This window comes from Nocardia pneumoniae NBRC 100136 (genome assembly GCF_000308755.1).
Classification (GTDB): domain Bacteria; phylum Actinomycetota; class Actinomycetes; order Mycobacteriales; family Mycobacteriaceae; genus Nocardia; species Nocardia pneumoniae.
Window position 1 is genome coordinate 187,364 of record NZ_BAGF01000070.1, and the last position, 14,047, is coordinate 201,410.

The 14,047-nt window shown below is 67.8% G+C and carries 18 protein-coding genes and 1 tRNA gene; 7 read left to right on the forward strand and 12 right to left on the reverse strand.

What is annotated here, in order from left to right; genetic code table 11:
• Positions 1-28: 28 nt before the first annotated feature.
• From ON34_RS22890 to ON34_RS22900, 4 genes are all read left to right on the forward strand, one after another.
• Positions 29-841 (forward strand): alpha/beta fold hydrolase, encoded by an 813-nt coding sequence (locus ON34_RS22890; RefSeq protein WP_040782702.1) that lies wholly within the window; start codon positions 29-31, stop codon positions 839-841.
• A 92-nt stretch (positions 842-933) separates the two neighbouring features.
• Positions 934-1,140: a hypothetical protein gene (locus tag ON34_RS37745; protein ID WP_245548149.1), complete on the forward strand. Its 207-nt coding sequence runs from the start codon at positions 934-936 to the stop codon at positions 1,138-1,140.
• Positions 1,141-1,181: 41 nt separating this feature from the next.
• Positions 1,182-1,340, forward strand: coding sequence for a hypothetical protein (locus tag ON34_RS37750; RefSeq protein WP_245548150.1), 159 nt, complete (start codon positions 1,182-1,184; stop codon positions 1,338-1,340).
• A gap of 312 nt (positions 1,341-1,652) precedes the next feature.
• Positions 1,653-2,297, forward strand: coding sequence for an HAD family hydrolase (locus ON34_RS22900; protein WP_040782705.1), 645 nt, complete (start codon positions 1,653-1,655; stop codon positions 2,295-2,297).
• 163 nt (positions 2,298-2,460) lie between these two features.
• On the opposite strand, the gene ON34_RS36225 is transcribed toward ON34_RS22900, so the two are convergent.
• From ON34_RS36225 to ON34_RS22930, 6 genes are all read right to left on the reverse strand, one after another.
• On the reverse strand, positions 2,461-2,721 hold the full coding sequence (locus ON34_RS36225) for an acetyl-CoA carboxylase biotin carboxyl carrier protein (protein WP_051022992.1): 261 nt from the start codon (positions 2,719-2,721) through the stop codon (positions 2,461-2,463).
• Between the two features lie 461 nt (positions 2,722-3,182).
• A tRNA-Ala gene (locus ON34_RS22910) sits at positions 3,183-3,255 on the reverse strand.
• Between the two features lie 91 nt (positions 3,256-3,346).
• Positions 3,347-4,441 (reverse strand): divisome protein SepX/GlpR, encoded by a 1,095-nt coding sequence (sepX, locus tag ON34_RS22915; RefSeq protein WP_040782707.1) that lies wholly within the window; start codon positions 4,439-4,441, stop codon positions 3,347-3,349.
• A gap of 263 nt (positions 4,442-4,704) precedes the next feature.
• On the reverse strand, positions 4,705-5,355 hold the full coding sequence (locus ON34_RS22920; RefSeq protein WP_040782902.1) for a GNAT family N-acetyltransferase: 651 nt from the start codon (positions 5,353-5,355) through the stop codon (positions 4,705-4,707).
• A 12-nt stretch (positions 5,356-5,367) separates the two neighbouring features.
• The gene (gene glp / locus ON34_RS22925; protein ID WP_040782709.1) at positions 5,368-6,624 is read right to left on the reverse strand and encodes a molybdotransferase-like divisome protein Glp; all 1,257 of its coding nucleotides are present in this window, start codon (positions 6,622-6,624) and stop codon (positions 5,368-5,370) included.
• Between the two features lie 151 nt (positions 6,625-6,775).
• Positions 6,776-7,732 (reverse strand): UTP--glucose-1-phosphate uridylyltransferase, encoded by a 957-nt coding sequence (locus ON34_RS22930; protein WP_040782711.1) that lies wholly within the window; start codon positions 7,730-7,732, stop codon positions 6,776-6,778.
• A gap of 68 nt (positions 7,733-7,800) precedes the next feature.
• On the opposite strand from ON34_RS22930, the gene ON34_RS22935 reads away from it, so the two are divergent.
• From ON34_RS22935 to ON34_RS22945, 3 genes are all read left to right on the forward strand, one after another.
• A complete protein-coding gene (locus ON34_RS22935; protein ID WP_040782713.1) occupies positions 7,801-8,406 on the forward strand; it encodes a 5-formyltetrahydrofolate cyclo-ligase in 606 nt (201 codons plus the stop codon).
• A gap of 69 nt (positions 8,407-8,475) precedes the next feature.
• Positions 8,476-8,766, forward strand: coding sequence for an FmdB family zinc ribbon protein (locus ON34_RS22940; protein WP_040782715.1), 291 nt, complete (start codon positions 8,476-8,478; stop codon positions 8,764-8,766).
• An 86-nt stretch (positions 8,767-8,852) separates the two neighbouring features.
• Positions 8,853-9,518, forward strand: coding sequence for an SAF domain-containing protein (locus ON34_RS22945; RefSeq protein ID WP_051022993.1), 666 nt, complete (start codon positions 8,853-8,855; stop codon positions 9,516-9,518).
• 130 nt (positions 9,519-9,648) lie between these two features.
• Here the strand turns inward: ON34_RS22945 and ON34_RS22950 are convergent, their stop codons facing one another.
• The 6 genes from ON34_RS22950 to ON34_RS22970 all read right to left on the reverse strand — a co-directional run bounded on the left by ON34_RS22950 (position 9,649) and on the right by ON34_RS22970 (position 14,021).
• Positions 9,649-10,317, reverse strand: a complete 669-nt coding sequence (locus tag ON34_RS22950) for an MspA family porin (RefSeq protein ID WP_040782717.1) — start codon at positions 10,315-10,317, stop codon at positions 9,649-9,651.
• 66 nt (positions 10,318-10,383) lie between these two features.
• Positions 10,384-11,058 carry an MspA family porin gene (locus ON34_RS22955; RefSeq protein ID WP_040782719.1) on the reverse strand — a complete coding sequence of 225 codons (675 nt, stop codon included), beginning with the start codon at positions 11,056-11,058 and terminating at the stop codon, positions 10,384-10,386.
• A 317-nt stretch (positions 11,059-11,375) separates the two neighbouring features.
• Complete coding sequence (locus tag ON34_RS22960; protein WP_040782721.1) at positions 11,376-12,044, reverse strand: MspA family porin; 669 nt, start codon at positions 12,042-12,044, stop codon at positions 11,376-11,378.
• 65 nt (positions 12,045-12,109) lie between these two features.
• Entirely contained in the window at positions 12,110-12,778 is a 669-nt protein-coding gene (locus ON34_RS22965; RefSeq protein ID WP_040782723.1) for an MspA family porin, read from the reverse strand.
• Positions 12,779-13,274: 496 nt separating this feature from the next.
• The gene (locus ON34_RS37755) at positions 13,275-13,463 is read right to left on the reverse strand and encodes a hypothetical protein (protein WP_083889653.1); all 189 of its coding nucleotides are present in this window, start codon (positions 13,461-13,463) and stop codon (positions 13,275-13,277) included.
• Positions 13,464-14,021 carry a MogA/MoaB family molybdenum cofactor biosynthesis protein gene (locus ON34_RS22970; protein WP_040782907.1) on the reverse strand — a complete coding sequence of 186 codons (558 nt, stop codon included), beginning with the start codon at positions 14,019-14,021 and terminating at the stop codon, positions 13,464-13,466.
• Positions 14,022-14,047 lie beyond the last annotated feature (26 nt).

The window sequence follows — 14,047 nt, forward strand, 5'->3', positions numbered from 1 at the left end:
GTCAGGCCAGACGCCGACAGTGGTTGCCATGACGAAGAACAGCACGTCCTCGACCGATTCGAAGTGGACCGGCATGGTGCCGGTCGACGATACGGCCCTGGCGGTCACTGACACCGGCGGTTCCGGGATTTCCGTGGTCTATCTCAATGGCCAGTTCGCCACTCAGGGTTACTGGCGGAAGGTCATCGCTGAACTCGGCCCCGGGTTCCGGCACATCACCTACGACGAGCGGGCTCGCGGCAAATCGCTGTGTTCGGCGGACTATTCCTTCGAGGCCGCCGTCCGGGATGTCGATGCCGTTCTTGCGGCCAGGGGCGTGGACCGGCCGCTGGTGGTGGGCTGGTCCTACGGGGCAGTCGTCGCCGCCCACTGGGCGGCCCGGAATCCGGACCGTGCCGTGGGCGCGGTCCTGGTGGACGGCGCGTTCCCCTACGACTGGCTCGACGAGGCCATGGAGCAGCGGATCCGCAAGCTGTTCAAGCGGCTGGGCTGGGTCACCCCGCTGCTGCGTCCCACCGGGCTGACCCCGCGGATGAACGCCGAACAGATGGCCGACAGCAACATCGAGCTCGGCAGGCTTTCCCGCGAGCGCGAACTGGGTCCCGTGCTGGACGACATCACCGTCCCGGTGCGGTATGTGGTTGCTTCGGGGACGTCCTTCGGAAGCCGCGGCGATGAGCAAGAACGGATTCGCGCCAGCCTCGATTCGCTGACCGACCGCAACCCGAACATCCACAGCGCGAAGGTCGCCAGCAACCACGGCGCCATTCTGCGCAAGGACTTCCGCGCGATCGCCGAGTCCGTGCGCGAGGTCGCCGCTTTCGACCGCTCGGTCCGCTGAGACCCTCTCGGGCTTCGGTCGGCACCAAAACGAACACCTCCGTCTTTATTCAATTCACTTTCAGCACAACGAATTCGAAGGAGCACACCACCATGTCCATCACCCTCACCGACCAGGACAAGACCACCCTGCGGACCGCCGCGTACGGCGCCATCGCACTGCTGGCAGCCGCCGATGCCATCGGCTCGCCCCATAAGATCGCCACCGCCGGCTCCATCGCGCTGGGCTCGGCGACCGGCCTGGTCGGGCACGTCCTCGCCGAGAAAGCAAGGGCGTTGAAATCAACGGCAAGTCCGTAGCCGCCATCGCCGACCAGGTACTGCCCGCCCTGACGGAAGCCATGAGCCTGCTCGACAAACAAGACCCGGCCGAAGCCGACAACTTCCGCAACACCATCAACGTCGCCATCGAAGCAGCCACCCGCGCCCGCAAAGGCGAGCCCAGCCCCATCATGGCCGACATGACCCGCAAAATCACCGAAGCCCTCAACGCCGCCTGATCGAACCCCAACGCGCGCAACCAAAAAGGCGAGTGCTCTGCGCGAGCACTCGCCTTTTGGCCGTCTCCTCGGCCACGTCGCCGGTCAGACCTTCGAACAGCACTTTGTGGAGCGGATCACCGAGGCCCGTTTCGAGTGGTAGCTTGCCGTACCCCTTGGTAGGTTTCGGCTTGTTCGCTCAGCGTCGCGCACCACCTTCAGCCTTCGACTCGCGGAACCTTTCCCCCGATCCACAGTTCGTGCGCCTCTTTCGTCGTGGAAGGAGGCGGGAATCGTCATACCCGCCCTGTCTCATCGAGCCCTGGAGAACCGGTGGTAACTGCCCTACCTCACCAGCCCGCGCAACTCGACGCGGTCATCTTCGACTACAACGGCGTCATCGGCCTGCAGCCCACCGTGCCCATGTGGAGCAGGCTCGCCGAACTTGCCGGATGGCACACCGACCAGCTCGGACTCTTCCAGAATGCTTTCTGGAGCGCCCGCGAACCCTACGACTCCGGCGAGTTCGACGACGTGGAATTCTGGACCGCCGTGCTCGGCCATCGCCCCGACCCGGAACTGCTCACCCAGTTGCGTGCCGTCGACACCGCGCTGTGGACCCGCACCGACGACCGCGTCGTCGCACTGCTCCACCATGCCCGGCGGGCAGATCTCCCGATGGTGCTGCTGTCCAACGCACCCCACCCGGTCAGCGACGCCCTCGACGCCTCCGACTGGCGCACTCTGATGACCGACGCCCTCTACTCGGCCCGGCTCGGCATGAACAAACCGCACCCCGACACCTATCGAAACGCGCTCGCCGCGACCGGAGTTCGCGACCCCGGCCGCGTCCTGTTCGTCGACGACCGCGCCGACAACTGCCAAGCCGCCGCTCGCCTCGGCCTGCGCGTCCTCCACTACACCGGTTCACCCGCCGATCTCGAGAATCACCTCCGCCCCGCTACCCTCGCCGCGTAATTCCCGGCGTCGCCACAAAATTTCCGGGTTCGGCGCGACGCCGCTACCGGTCGGTGGCGGCCACGAACCCGGCCAGACGCTCGGCTGGAGTACCCAGCCGAGCGTTTCGCGTGGGGCGCGCTATACCGGTTGCGCGGAGCCGGGCTTCTCCGCGGCTGTGGGGTCAGGGACGGATGATCATCAGGGCTTGACCGTACTCGACTTCATAACCGTTCTCGAGGATTTTCACCACGGTTCCGGCGATGTCGCTATCGACCTCGTTCATCAGTTTCATGGAATAAACAAAGCCCACCGCATACCCCTCGGGCACGTAATCGCCGACTTCCACCAGAGGTTGCGCATCGGCATTCGCGGCCCGGTAGAACGTGCCATTGAGGGGTGAGGTGATGACATGGCCGTCGGATTCCGACGAAGCAGATCCCACAGCAGAGCCTCCTTCGGTCGATGATGCCACCTGGCACCGTCTGATGATGCCCGACTCTTGCTGCAATAAACTCGTACCATCCATGGGACACGCCGCTACCGACATCGGCGCCCCTAGTGCCCCGATACCAGCGGTACGGGTATCGACTCGGCCGGTGATGTCGTGGCCGGACGATTCGCCGATCCCCTCCGCGTCACGAATGCGATGCCCGGCCCGGCGGCATGAAGGCCGACCCGCTGAAAGCCCGTCTGCGTCCGGCGACGCAACATCCGGACTGAGCCCAGCACGGGGGTCCCGGGAAGGCGAAGCCGACCAGGGCACTATGGCGACGCCGAAGGCGAGCCCGAAGGGGGGTCCCGGGGGGCGAAGCCCCTCCGGGCTGGGGTGTGGGGGCTCGGCCCCCACAAAACACGCGGAACGCAAAAGGCTCATGCTCTCTATGAGCATGAGCCTCCGATGCGTGGAGCTAAGGGGAATCGAACCCCTGACCTTCTCGATGCGAACGAGACGCGCTACCAACTGCGCTATAGCCCCGTGCGGTTCCGGGGAACCGCGCTGTGACACTGTATCAGGCCATGCCCCCGGACTCCGAATCGGTGCGCTGACCTGCTCTTATGGTGGTGGTCTATGCGCCCTCCGCGCGGCGGGCGTCACCGGTGGTGCGGCTGCGGAGGGCGCGGGCGGTAGCGGGGTCGAAGGGGTCGAGGTGCTCGAAGAGGGGGTCTTCGTCGTCGGGGTCGACGAGTGCGGAGCGGCGGCGGAGGGCGCGGGCGGTGTCGCGGTCCATGGTGCCGTGCGGGGTGGCGGCTCGGCGCGCGCGTGGGTCGGCTGCGCCGCGGCCGCGGTTGAGGCGGGCGGCGCGCTTGCGGCGGATCTCCTCCTCCATCCGCACTTGCTTGCGCAGGTAGGCCAGGTAGGTCACGAGCACGACGGAGGAGAGCCCGGTGCCCCACCACAGCACGGGAGTGAGCACCAATGCCAGCGCGCCGCTGAGGATGGCGGTGAGCACAAGGCCGAGCACGGCGCGCTGCCGGAAGGTGTAGCGGGCGGCGCGGGCGATGGCGTCGGCCTCGGGGTCGAAGCCGCCGCGGCCGCGGCGGGTGGGGACGAATTCCGTTTCGTCCGAATCGCTTTCGTCGTAGTCGGGGTAGGTCACGCGGGCGGGCGCGGTGGAGCGCGCAGGCGGGATTCTGGCCGCGGCCGGTGCTGGGTGGTGTGCGCCCACGCCGTCATCATCGGTCGCCGCGTCGATCTTCGCAGCGACTTCGGCCGCTTCCTCGTCGTCTTCCGACTCTTCGTCCGGCGCGGCGGTCGCGTCGGCAGCGTCGTCGGCGTCGAGCGCGTCGATGCCCTCCGGTTCGGCGTCAGCGATGTCGGATGCCGCGGCGTCGAACGGCACGGGCAGGTTGTCCTCGTCGGTCTCGGTGACGGGCTCGTCGGCCGGTGTCGTCATCCGGTCCTCCGCATCATCGCTGTGGGAATACTCTCTCGCTACGCGGCGTCCAGCGTGTCGCCCACGGGGCCGCCAGTTCGGATCGGTTTCGTGCCCGGCAGCCGGGCCTTTTCTGAGACGTCGTTTGCCTCCGCCGCGGTGCAGGACCCGGGTCGCCAGCGCGGCGTCGGTGGTCCGGCGGATTCTCGGGTGACGGTCGGCGAGCATCGGGAACAGGACGAAGACCCAGAGCACGACAAGACCGATCCACAGGATCGAATTCGGCATCGCGTCAGCACCTCCGTCCCCGCCTGGATTTCGTCCGGCTCGGCCCGCGAGCGGCGCGTGATACGCCGCGCTCGTCCGGCTCCCCGTCCGACGCAACCGCGTCGACGCCGGACGCCCGCAGGCTCCCTGCCGATGACGCAGGACGCACCATCGACGTCCGTAGGCTAATTCCGGGTAGCACCAAGTTCCGGCAGGCGCGCCGTGCACATCCGCCACACCTGTCACATTTCCACCAATGCCACCGTGTTCGGTGGTAGCGAGCGCTACAGCAGGGTGACGCGCCCCTCTCGCACCAGCCGGTCCAGAACCGTCCCGACCACCTCCTCGATGGTCATGCCGACCAGGAGATGGTCGCGCCAGGCGCCGTCCACGTCGAGGTAGCGCCGTAGTAGCCCCTCCTCCCGGAAGCCGACGTTGCGCAGCACCGCCTGACTGGCCAGATTCTCCGGTCGCACGGTCGCCTCGACCCGGTGCAGGCCCACCGGCCCGAAGCAGTGGTCGAGCCCGAGCGCCAACGCCGCGGTCGCGACGCCCTGCCCGCTGAGATCCTTGGCCACCCAGTAACCGATCCAGGCAGAGCGCAGCGCGCCACGCACGATATTGCCGACGGTCAACTGCCCGCTGAACGCGCCGTCCACCTCGATCACCAGGGGGATCATCGCGCCACGACGAGCCTCCGCCTTCAGGCTCGACCACAGCGAAGGCCAATTGGACGCGTGGTTGCGCGCCTCCCACGACCCCCGGCCGGTCGGCTCCCACGGCTCGAGATGGTCCCGGTCCCGCAATCGGATCCGGCTCCACGCCGCCGCGTCGCGCAGCCGCACCGGACGCAAAGTCACCTGTCCCGCGGCCACCCGGACCGGACCGAGTCGCGCGGGCCACCCTGGATGCTGCGTGACCCGGAAAACGTTCATCGCGTCCACGTCTCAGCCGCGCTGCGCGAGAAAGGCGACCTGAACCTCGTCACCGGTGCGGATCTCGGTGTCGTCCGGGTCGATCACGATCAGGCTGTTCGCCTCGGCGAGCGTGGCGAGCAGGTGCGAGGACGAGTTCGCGCTGCCCAGCGGTTGCACCAGGTATTCGCCGGTCGCCTCGTCTCGCATGAGTTGCGCGCGGAGGTATCCCTTGCGTCCGGCCATGGAACTGATCGGCATGATCGTGCGCGCGCGGACGATCCGGCGCATGGGATGCCTGCGCCCCAACGCGATTCGGATCAGCGGCCGCACCATCACCTCGAACACCACCAGCGCGCCGACCGGGTTGGACGGCAGCAGGAAGGTCGGCACCTCGTCGCGGCCCAGCTTGCCGAAGCCCTGCACCGAGCCGGGATGCATGGCCACCCGGGTGATTTCGAGCTCGCCGAGCCCCTCGAGCGCCTCCCGGACCTGCTCGGAGGCCCAGCCGCCGACCGCGCCCGCGATGACCACGACTTCGGCGCGCACCAACTGCCCCTCGACCACGTCACGCAACCGGCGCGGATCGGAACTCACGATGCCGACCCGGTTGACGTCCGCGCCCGCGTCCCGGGCGGCCGCGGCCAGCGCGTAGGAGTTCACGTCGTAGACCTGGCCGGGGCCGGGCGTTCGGTCGATGTCGATCAGTTCCCCGCCCACCGAGATCACCGACAAGCGCGGTCGCGGATGCACCAGCACCTTGTCCTGTCCGACCGCGGCCAGCAGGCCGACTTGCGCCGCGCCGATGATGGTTCCCGCCCGGACCGCGACATCGCCCGGCTGGACGTCGTCGCCGACGCGCCGGACGTAATCCCCGGAGCGCACCGGCTCGTACACCTTGATCCTGGCCCGTCCACCGTCGGTGAAATCCAACGGCAGAACCGCGTCGGCCAGGGTCGGCATCGGCGCGCCGGTATCCACCCGGACGGTCTGGCGCGGCTGCAACCGGATCGGCTGACGCGATCCGGCGACCACCTCGCCGACCACGGGAAGGGTCAAGTCGACGAGATTGCCCTCCTCGTCGCGGATGTCGGCGCCCGCGGAGGCGACGTCGACGCTGCGCACCGCGTAGCCGTCGATCGCGGCCTGATCGAAGCCGGGCAGCGGACGCTCGGTGACGACGTCCTCGGCACACAGCAGGCCCTGGGCCTCGGAAATCGCGACCCGGACCGGCCGCGGCGCGACGGCCGCGGCGGTCACCTTGATCTGCTGATCCTCAACCGAGCGCATCCAGCCCTTCCTGATCCTCTCCGCACTCCATCCGATTCCGCCTGCGCCCGCGTGCGGGATCGCACCGCGGCGCAAGCGCGTTCGCGCGCACCGCGGTGAACCACCATTCGTACCCGACGGTCCACTCTCGGCGAAACCCCGGACGGTCCCGTCAGTCGTCGGTAGTCAGCTGCGGATCCCAGTCCGGACCGAGGCGGTGCTGCAGCCACTCCCGGAGGGCGGGGCCGTATTCCTCTCGTTCCAGTGCGAAATCGACCGCAGCACGAAGATAACCGCCCGGGTTGCCCAAATCGTGGCGCGACCCACGGTGCACCACCACATGAACCGGATGCCCTTCGGCGATGAGCAGGGCGATGGCGTCGGTGAGTTGCAGCTCGCCGCCCGCCCCTGGCTCGATCCGGCGCAGCGCGTCGAAGATGGCGCGGTCCAGCAGATACCTGCCCGCGGCGGCGAACGTCGACGGCGCGTCGGCGAGCGCGGGCTTCTCCACCATTCCCTTCACGCGCAGCACGTTCGGATTCACGGCGTCCGGCACCGGCGCCACGTCGAATACGCCGTAGGCGCTGACCTCGTCCTTCGGCACATCGATGGCGCACAGCACCGTGCCGCCGCGCTTGCGGCGCACCCGACTCATCACGTCGAGCACACCGCAGGGCAGCACGAGGTCGTCGGGCAGCAGCACCGCGATCGCGTCCTCGTCGGCGTCGAGGACCTGCTCGGCCTGGGCGACCGCGTGACCGAGCCCGAGCGGCTCCTCCTGCACCACCGAGGTGACGTCGAGGAGCGCCGGCGCCTTGCGCACCTTCTCCAGCAGCTTGTACTTGCCGCGCTCGGCGAGCGTGCTCTCCAGCACCAGGTCCTCGACGAAGTGGGCGACGACGCCGTCCTTGCCCGGCGACGTGACGATCACCAGGCGCTCGGCGCCGGAGTCGGCCGCCTCGCTGGCGACCAGCTCGATGCCGGGGGTGTCCACCACCGGAAGGAGCTCCTTGGGCACCGTCTTGGTCGCGGGCAGAAACCGTGTTCCCAGCCCGGCCGCGGGCACCACGGCCGTGCGGAAGCACGACACCGCCGCGGTGTCAGCGGGCTGTCCGGCCTTTGCTGTCATGCGCTTACCCTATCCATCCATCACGCCGCCGGATCGGCGTCGCGCCGACCCGGTACCGGGGTGAGCCTATGGTGATCACTGTGAAGATGCCCGGCGAGCGCGATAAACATGCATGGCGCATCGAACTGGCGGCCCGGCGAGCTGTGATGAGTGCCACTGTCCACGCGGACGAGGCGCTTGCCTTGGCCGCCGCGGTCGGCGCGCTCGGCGCGCGGGAGTGGGTCTGCGCGTACGTGCCGGTGGACCGGGAGCCGGGCTCGACGGCCATGCTGGACGCGCTGCTGACCGGCGGCGCGCGGGTGCTGCTGCCGGTCACCGGGCCGCCAGGGCCGCTGAGCTGGGCCGAGTACACGGGAACGGACGCCATGCGCCGCGCCCGCTTCGGGCTGCTGGAGCCGATCGGCGCGGTGCTGCCTCCGGCCGCGGTGGCCAGGGCCGAGGTGATCCTGGTGCCCGCGCTCGCGGTGGACCGTCGCGGCGTCCGGCTCGGCCGCGGCGCGGGCTACTACGACCGCACCTTGGCGGCCGCACGCCCGGAAGCGCGGCTGATCGCGGTGGTGCGGGACGAGGAAGTGGTCGAGCGGCTGCCCGAGGAGCCGCACGACCTGCGGATGGGTTGGGCTCTGACACCGCGCGGCGGCCTGCGGCGACTCGGCGATAGCGCCGCGGAATGAAATGCCGATTGGCGGTGTTGGCACTGTCGGCTGTAGAGTGCCAGATTGACGAATACCGCGGAGGATCCTGTGCCAACTTACTCGTACGCGTGCACCCAGTGTGACAACCGCTTCGACATCGTTCAGTCCTTCACCGACGAAGCTCTGAGCGTCTGCTCGGAGTGCTCGGGAAAGCTGCGCAAGCTGTTCAACTCGGTCGGCATCGTCTTCAAGGGCAGCGGCTTCTACCGCACCGACAGCCGCGGTGGCGCGTCCACCGCGAGCGAGCCCGCGAAGACCGACGGCGGTTCGAGTTCGTCCTCCGACTCGAGCTCGTCCAGCGGGACGACCTCGGCCGCCACCACGGCCGTGGCCAGCTGATTCGACGTTTTCCACAGGCTCATCGCCATCCACAGCCCCCGGTGACCCGAGGCGGCTGAGTGTGAGTTCGGCCATAGGATCCGGCCATGACTCGCGCACTCGCCGACCTCGGCCGGGGCGGCTGGAATCCCTCCGGATGGCAGCGTCCGCCCTGGGCCGACGCCGTCCTCGCCCGACGGCTGCTCGCCGCCGTCCTCGCCGCGCTCGCGGCCGTCCTCTTCGTGCGGGGTGACCCGGACACCGAGAGCACGACGGTCGTGATCGCGGCCCGGGATCTGGCGCCCGGACGGCTCCTCGAGCCGGGCGACGTGCGCTCCGCGCCGCGTGCGGCGGGCACAGTGCCCGCGGGCGCGCTCGCCGATCCCGCCGCTCTCGTCGGCGCGACGCTGACCGGCGCGATGCGTCAGGGCGAACTCTTCACCGACCTGCGCGTCATCGGTCCGCGGTTGGCCGCGGCAGCCACCGGAGCGCGCGATGCCAGGATCGTTCCCATCCGTCTTGCCGACACCGCGGTCGCGGACATCCTCCGTGCGGGCGATCGCGTCGACGTGATCGGCGCGGAGGACTCGAACGGACCGGGTACCCGCCCGGCCCACACTCTGGCCACCGACGCCGCCGTCATCCTGGTCTCGCGGCCGGGTGACGAACGGGGCGCCTCCGAACGCGTGGTCTTGGTCGCGATGGACGCCGACCACGCCACCACGGTGGCCGGGGCTTCGTTGCGCACCGCGCTCACCGTCGTCTTCCATTGACGCGGGGCGCTGATTCGACTCCGTGTCTGCTCGCCGAGCGTCAGACCAGCGCGAGATCTCACCTGGCACAAGGGAACGGGCCCGTCATGACGACGGACCCGTTCACGTTAAGCGGGTGGATGTTCAGCGCTCAGCCGAGGCTGAAGGGCTGGCCCCACAGCGTCACCCAGGTGATGACATTGTCGGTCTCCACCTCGACGCTGACGAAAGCCCGCGCCTGGGCGTAGCCGCCGCAGCCGTTCAGGCCGATGGTCTCATCGGCCCAGGTGACCGAACCACTGGTGCCCTTGAAGGCGTTGCGGGTCTTGTGCGATTCGTTGCCGAAGTCGTCGGCCTGCTCCAGATCGAGCACGTAGAACGACTTCGCCTGGCCGGGGCCGAGCGACAGGTTGCCGCCGCTGTTGGCGCCGACGCCGCCGGTGACGGTGTCACCGCTCCAGTCCACATTGCCGTCCACACCGCCGGTGGCGCCGCCGCCGGCGATGTTGACCTGGCAGCCGACGGTATAGCCCGGGAAGATCTTGCCACCGGCCGTACCCGACAGCTCGACCTGCGCGCTACCGGAGACCCACGCGTTGCGGTGCAGCGGCGTCGCGCCCATGGACGGGCTGATGGTGGCCGACTCCCCGACCAGACGGATCGTGACCACGGTGCCGTCGGACAACGTCTTGACGAGTTCCCCGCCCGGCAGCGGGACGAAGGTGTCGGCGTTCGCCGCACCCGTCGAGAGCAGACCCACGGTGATGGCCGCGGACGCGCACAGCCCCGCCGCACGCGCCAGTATTTTGCGATCGAACATGATGGTAATACCCCTAGAGGATCGAGTTCGCTTCAGCGAAAAGAGATTTGGCAGGTCGGAGCGGTGTCAGCCGATGCTGAACGGCATCCCGTAGAGGGTGGTCTTCGAGTAGTGATCACCGATGATCTCGACAACCGTGTACGAACGCGCCTGCGCGTAACCCGCACAACCCTGGATCTGAATCTCGGCATCCTGATACTCCACCGAGTACACACCCGGCTTCAGAATGTCCTTGTAATCGATCTGAACGAACTTCACCTCACCCGGCCCGAGGTTGATACCGATCGACCCACCAGCACTCGCGCCACTCAGATTCACACTCCCGGACACACCCGCGGAGATCGCGTCGTCGGCGATGCTGATCTGGCAACCCACGATGTACCCAGTGCTCAACTGCGAAGCACCATGCGTCGAAGAGTTATTCGTCCCCGGATTCCCCGTAGGACCATTGTTCGGACCGATCTCACCTTCCGGCGTCACAGCCACATCGGCAATGGCGTTCCCCGACACCCACACGACACGGCCGGCACCGTTCGCGGCGAGAGAAGGGGAGATCACGGCGCGCTCACCCATGCGGGCGATGCTCACGCCAGGGCCGTTCTTGTGGCCGTCCGGCAACGGCACGAAGACATCGGCATCGGCGGCACCGGTCGACAACAGACCGGTGGCTACGGCCGCCACGGCGGCAGCGCCCGCGACGCGGGCGCCTCGAGACAGACCGTTGGTGCGGTACTTCCTCATCTTTTCCTCATCAGGTTGATCCGCCGCCCCAGGGTGTCGAGGCGGACATGTCCTCCAAGCCGACGCCCGGGTGGTGGAATGTGAAGTCCACCAAGCGATCCGCCGACCATCGCGTCATCGAGCGATATCGGACGAAACAATGCTATTCGGTTTCAACCAGACTTTTCCGGAAATTCGGGCAAGTTACCGCGGCGCGGCAGCGATCCCGCTAGGATCGCCGAACTGTTGCGCGGCAAGAGAATTCATGACGAAATGGACCCGCCGCCGACGCGACGGGCCCATTTCCCTGATGGCTACGGGTTTTTACCCGCCTTCACTCAGCCGAGGCTGAAGGGTTGGCCCCACAGCGTCACCCAGGTGATGACATTGTCGGTCTCCACCTCGACGCTGACGAAAGCCCGCGCCTGGGCGTAGCCGCCGCAGCCGTTCAGGCCGATGGTCTCATCGGCCCAGGTGACCGAACCACTGGTGCCCTTGAAGGCGTTGCGGGTCTTGTGCGATTCGTTGCCGAAGTCGTCGGCCTGCTCCAGATCGAGCACGTAGAACGACTTCGCCTGGCCGGGGCCGAGCGACAGGTTGCCGCCGCTGTTGGCGCCGACGCCGCCGGTGACGGTGTCACCGCTCCAGTCCACATTGCCGTCCACACCGCCGGTGGCGCCGCCGCCGGCGATGTTGACCTGGCAGCCGACGGTGTAGCCGGGGAAGATCTTGCCGCCCGCGGTGCCGGAGAGCTCGACCTGCGCGCTACCGGAGACCCACGCGTTGCGGTGCAGCGGGGTCGCGCCCATGGACGGGCTGATGGTGGCCGACTCCCCGACCAGACGGATCGTCACGACGGTGCCGTCGGACAGGGTCTTCGTGAGCTCGCCGCCCGGCAGCGGGACGAAGGTGTCGGCGTTGGCCGCGCCGGTGGAGAACAGGCCCATGGCGATGGTGGCAGCGGCGCCGACGCCGGCCATCCGTGCCAGGTTCTTACGGTTGAACATAATTGGTTTCCCTCGAGGATTGAGTCCGCTTCAGCGGGAGGATGGTTCGTTGGATTCGACAGACGTCAGCCGATGCTGAACGGCATCCCGTAGAGGGTGGTCTTCGAGTAGTGATCACCGATGATCTCGACAACCGTGTACGAACGCGCCTGCGCGTAACCCGCACAACCCTGGATCTGAATCTCGGCATCCTGATACTCCACCGAGTACACACCCGGCTTCAGAATGTCCTTGTAATCGATCTGAACGAACTTCACCTCACCCGGCCCGAGGTTGATACCGATCGACCCACCAGCACTCGCGCCACTCAGATTCACACTCCCGGACACACCCGCGGAGATCGCGTCGTCGGCGATGCTGATCTGGCAACCCACGATGTACCCAGTGCTCAACTGCGAAGCACCATGCGTCGAAGAGTTATTCGTTCCAGGGTTTCCGGTCGGACCATTGTTCGGACCGATCTCACCTTCCGGCGTCACAGCCACATCGGCGATCGCGTTACCCGAAACCCAGACCACGCGACCGGCGCCGTTGGCGGCCAACGACGGCGAAATCAGGGCCCGCTCTCCGGTCCGGGTGATCGTCACGCCAGGCCCCACCTTCTGGCCGTCCGGCAACGGCACGAAGGTGTCGGCATTGGCGGCACCGGTCGAAAGCAGGCCCATGGCAACGGCCGCGGCAGCGCCGATGCCCGCGACGCGGGCACCGCGGCGCATGGTGCGGTTCTCGCTCATACTTCCCCTCATCAGGTTCAAACAGTCAACCTCGACCGTCGAGGCTGGACGTGGTCCTCTCAGGCCCAGCTCAGTGTGTCGCTCCTTTGTTGCCGGTGTGTAACCGGTTGTTATTTCGTCGCAACGTACTAGCTGGCAACGGAACCGAGCCCAGTTCCGCCGAGCGGCCGCATGCGTGCCGATACCCGGGCCTGCGGGGTCCAAATGTGCGTGGCTCGATGGGGACATTAAACGGTGGATAACGGCGCTCGCAACGCGGCGGTTCGTAAAGTTCAGAGTGACCTAAGTCACAGGTGCGAACATTTGAATATCGCGTGACGTGCATAAATGCAGGTTCGCTACAGCCGAGGCGATCCGAAGCCTACCCAGGGGAGCCGTCGCCACATACGGGACAGGGCCGTAAAAATCTCGCTCGAATTACTTTCGGCCGGAAGCGATCACGGCAGAATCACGAGCAGGATGGTTCGAATACGTAGCTACTACGTAGATAACGCCCTCAGCCGTGGTGCGGAGGGACTTGAGCGCGGAGCCAGTCGTCGGCGGACCGGGCGTCGCCGGGCTCCTCGCCGCGCTCGTCGCTGGTGGTCTCGGGCAGGGTGTCACCGAAGATCTTCGCCAGGCGCGCGGCATCCCTCGCCCGGCGCGCCGCCGGGCGAGGGTCGTCGGAAGAAGCGTGAGCGGTGATCTACTCGACCAATCCGGAGAGCTCGCCGATCACCCGGCTGGCGAGCGGCCCGAGAGTCGCCATACCGTCCCGGATCGCGGATCTGGAACCGGGCAGGTTGACCACCAGGGTGCTTCCGGACACGCCCGCCACGCCGCGGGACAGACCCGCGTCCAGCGACCCGGCCACCCGGCCGGAGGAACGTAGCGCTTCGCTGATACCAGGCAGTTCGCGGTCGAGCACCTGAGAAGTGGCCTCCGGCGTGACGTCACGCGGGGACATGCCCGTACCGCCGACGGAGATCACCAGATCGACCCCGCCGATCACCGCGGTGTTGAGCGCGTTGCGGATCTCGACCTCGTCGGCCTGTACCGACACCGACGCGTCGACGAGGAAACCCGCCTCGGTGAGCAGCTCGGTGACCAGCGGGCCGAGCGAGTCCACACCTCCATGCGCCGTTCGATCGTCGACGACCACCACCAGAGCACGCCCCGCCACAGGAGCATCGATTTCCATGCTGCTCACCGTAGCGCTTGCGTCCAGCAACTCGGCGGCCGCGCCGAGAACGCCGGCGTCCATGTCGGTCAGCGCAGCACGTCCGCCCC

Bases quoted from the DNA above. Each gene is read 5' to 3' on its own strand.
- ON34_RS22890 (WP_040782702.1), top strand. From the start codon at position 29: ATGACGAAGAACAGCACGTCCTCGACCGATTCGAAGTGGACCGGCATG.
- ON34_RS37745 (WP_245548149.1), top strand. From the start codon at position 934: ATGTCCATCACCCTCACCGACCAGGACAAGACCACCCTGCGGACCGCC.
- ON34_RS37750 (WP_245548150.1), top strand. From the start codon at position 1,182: ATGAGCCTGCTCGACAAACAAGACCCGGCCGAAGCCGACAACTTCCGC.
- sepX (WP_040782707.1), bottom strand. From the start codon at position 4,441: ATGCCGAATTCGATCCTGTGGATCGGTCTTGTCGTGCTCTGGGTCTTC.
- ON34_RS22920 (WP_040782902.1), bottom strand. From the start codon at position 5,355: ATGAACGTTTTCCGGGTCACGCAGCATCCAGGGTGGCCCGCGCGACTC.
- glp (WP_040782709.1), bottom strand. From the start codon at position 6,624: ATGCGCTCGGTTGAGGATCAGCAGATCAAGGTGACCGCCGCGGCCGTC.
- ON34_RS22930 (WP_040782711.1), bottom strand. From the start codon at position 7,732: ATGACAGCAAAGGCCGGACAGCCCGCTGACACCGCGGCGGTGTCGTGC.
- ON34_RS22935 (WP_040782713.1), top strand. From the start codon at position 7,801: ATGGTGATCACTGTGAAGATGCCCGGCGAGCGCGATAAACATGCATGG.
- ON34_RS22945 (WP_051022993.1), top strand. From the start codon at position 8,853: ATGACTCGCGCACTCGCCGACCTCGGCCGGGGCGGCTGGAATCCCTCC.
- ON34_RS22950 (WP_040782717.1), bottom strand. From the start codon at position 10,317: ATGTTCGATCGCAAAATACTGGCGCGTGCGGCGGGGCTGTGCGCGTCC.
- ON34_RS22955 (WP_040782719.1), bottom strand. From the start codon at position 11,058: ATGAGGAAGTACCGCACCAACGGTCTGTCTCGAGGCGCCCGCGTCGCG.
- ON34_RS22960 (WP_040782721.1), bottom strand. From the start codon at position 12,044: ATGTTCAACCGTAAGAACCTGGCACGGATGGCCGGCGTCGGCGCCGCT.
- ON34_RS22965 (WP_040782723.1), bottom strand. From the start codon at position 12,778: ATGAGCGAGAACCGCACCATGCGCCGCGGTGCCCGCGTCGCGGGCATC.
- ON34_RS22970 (WP_040782907.1), bottom strand. From the start codon at position 14,021: ATGGACGCCGGCGTTCTCGGCGCGGCCGCCGAGTTGCTGGACGCAAGC.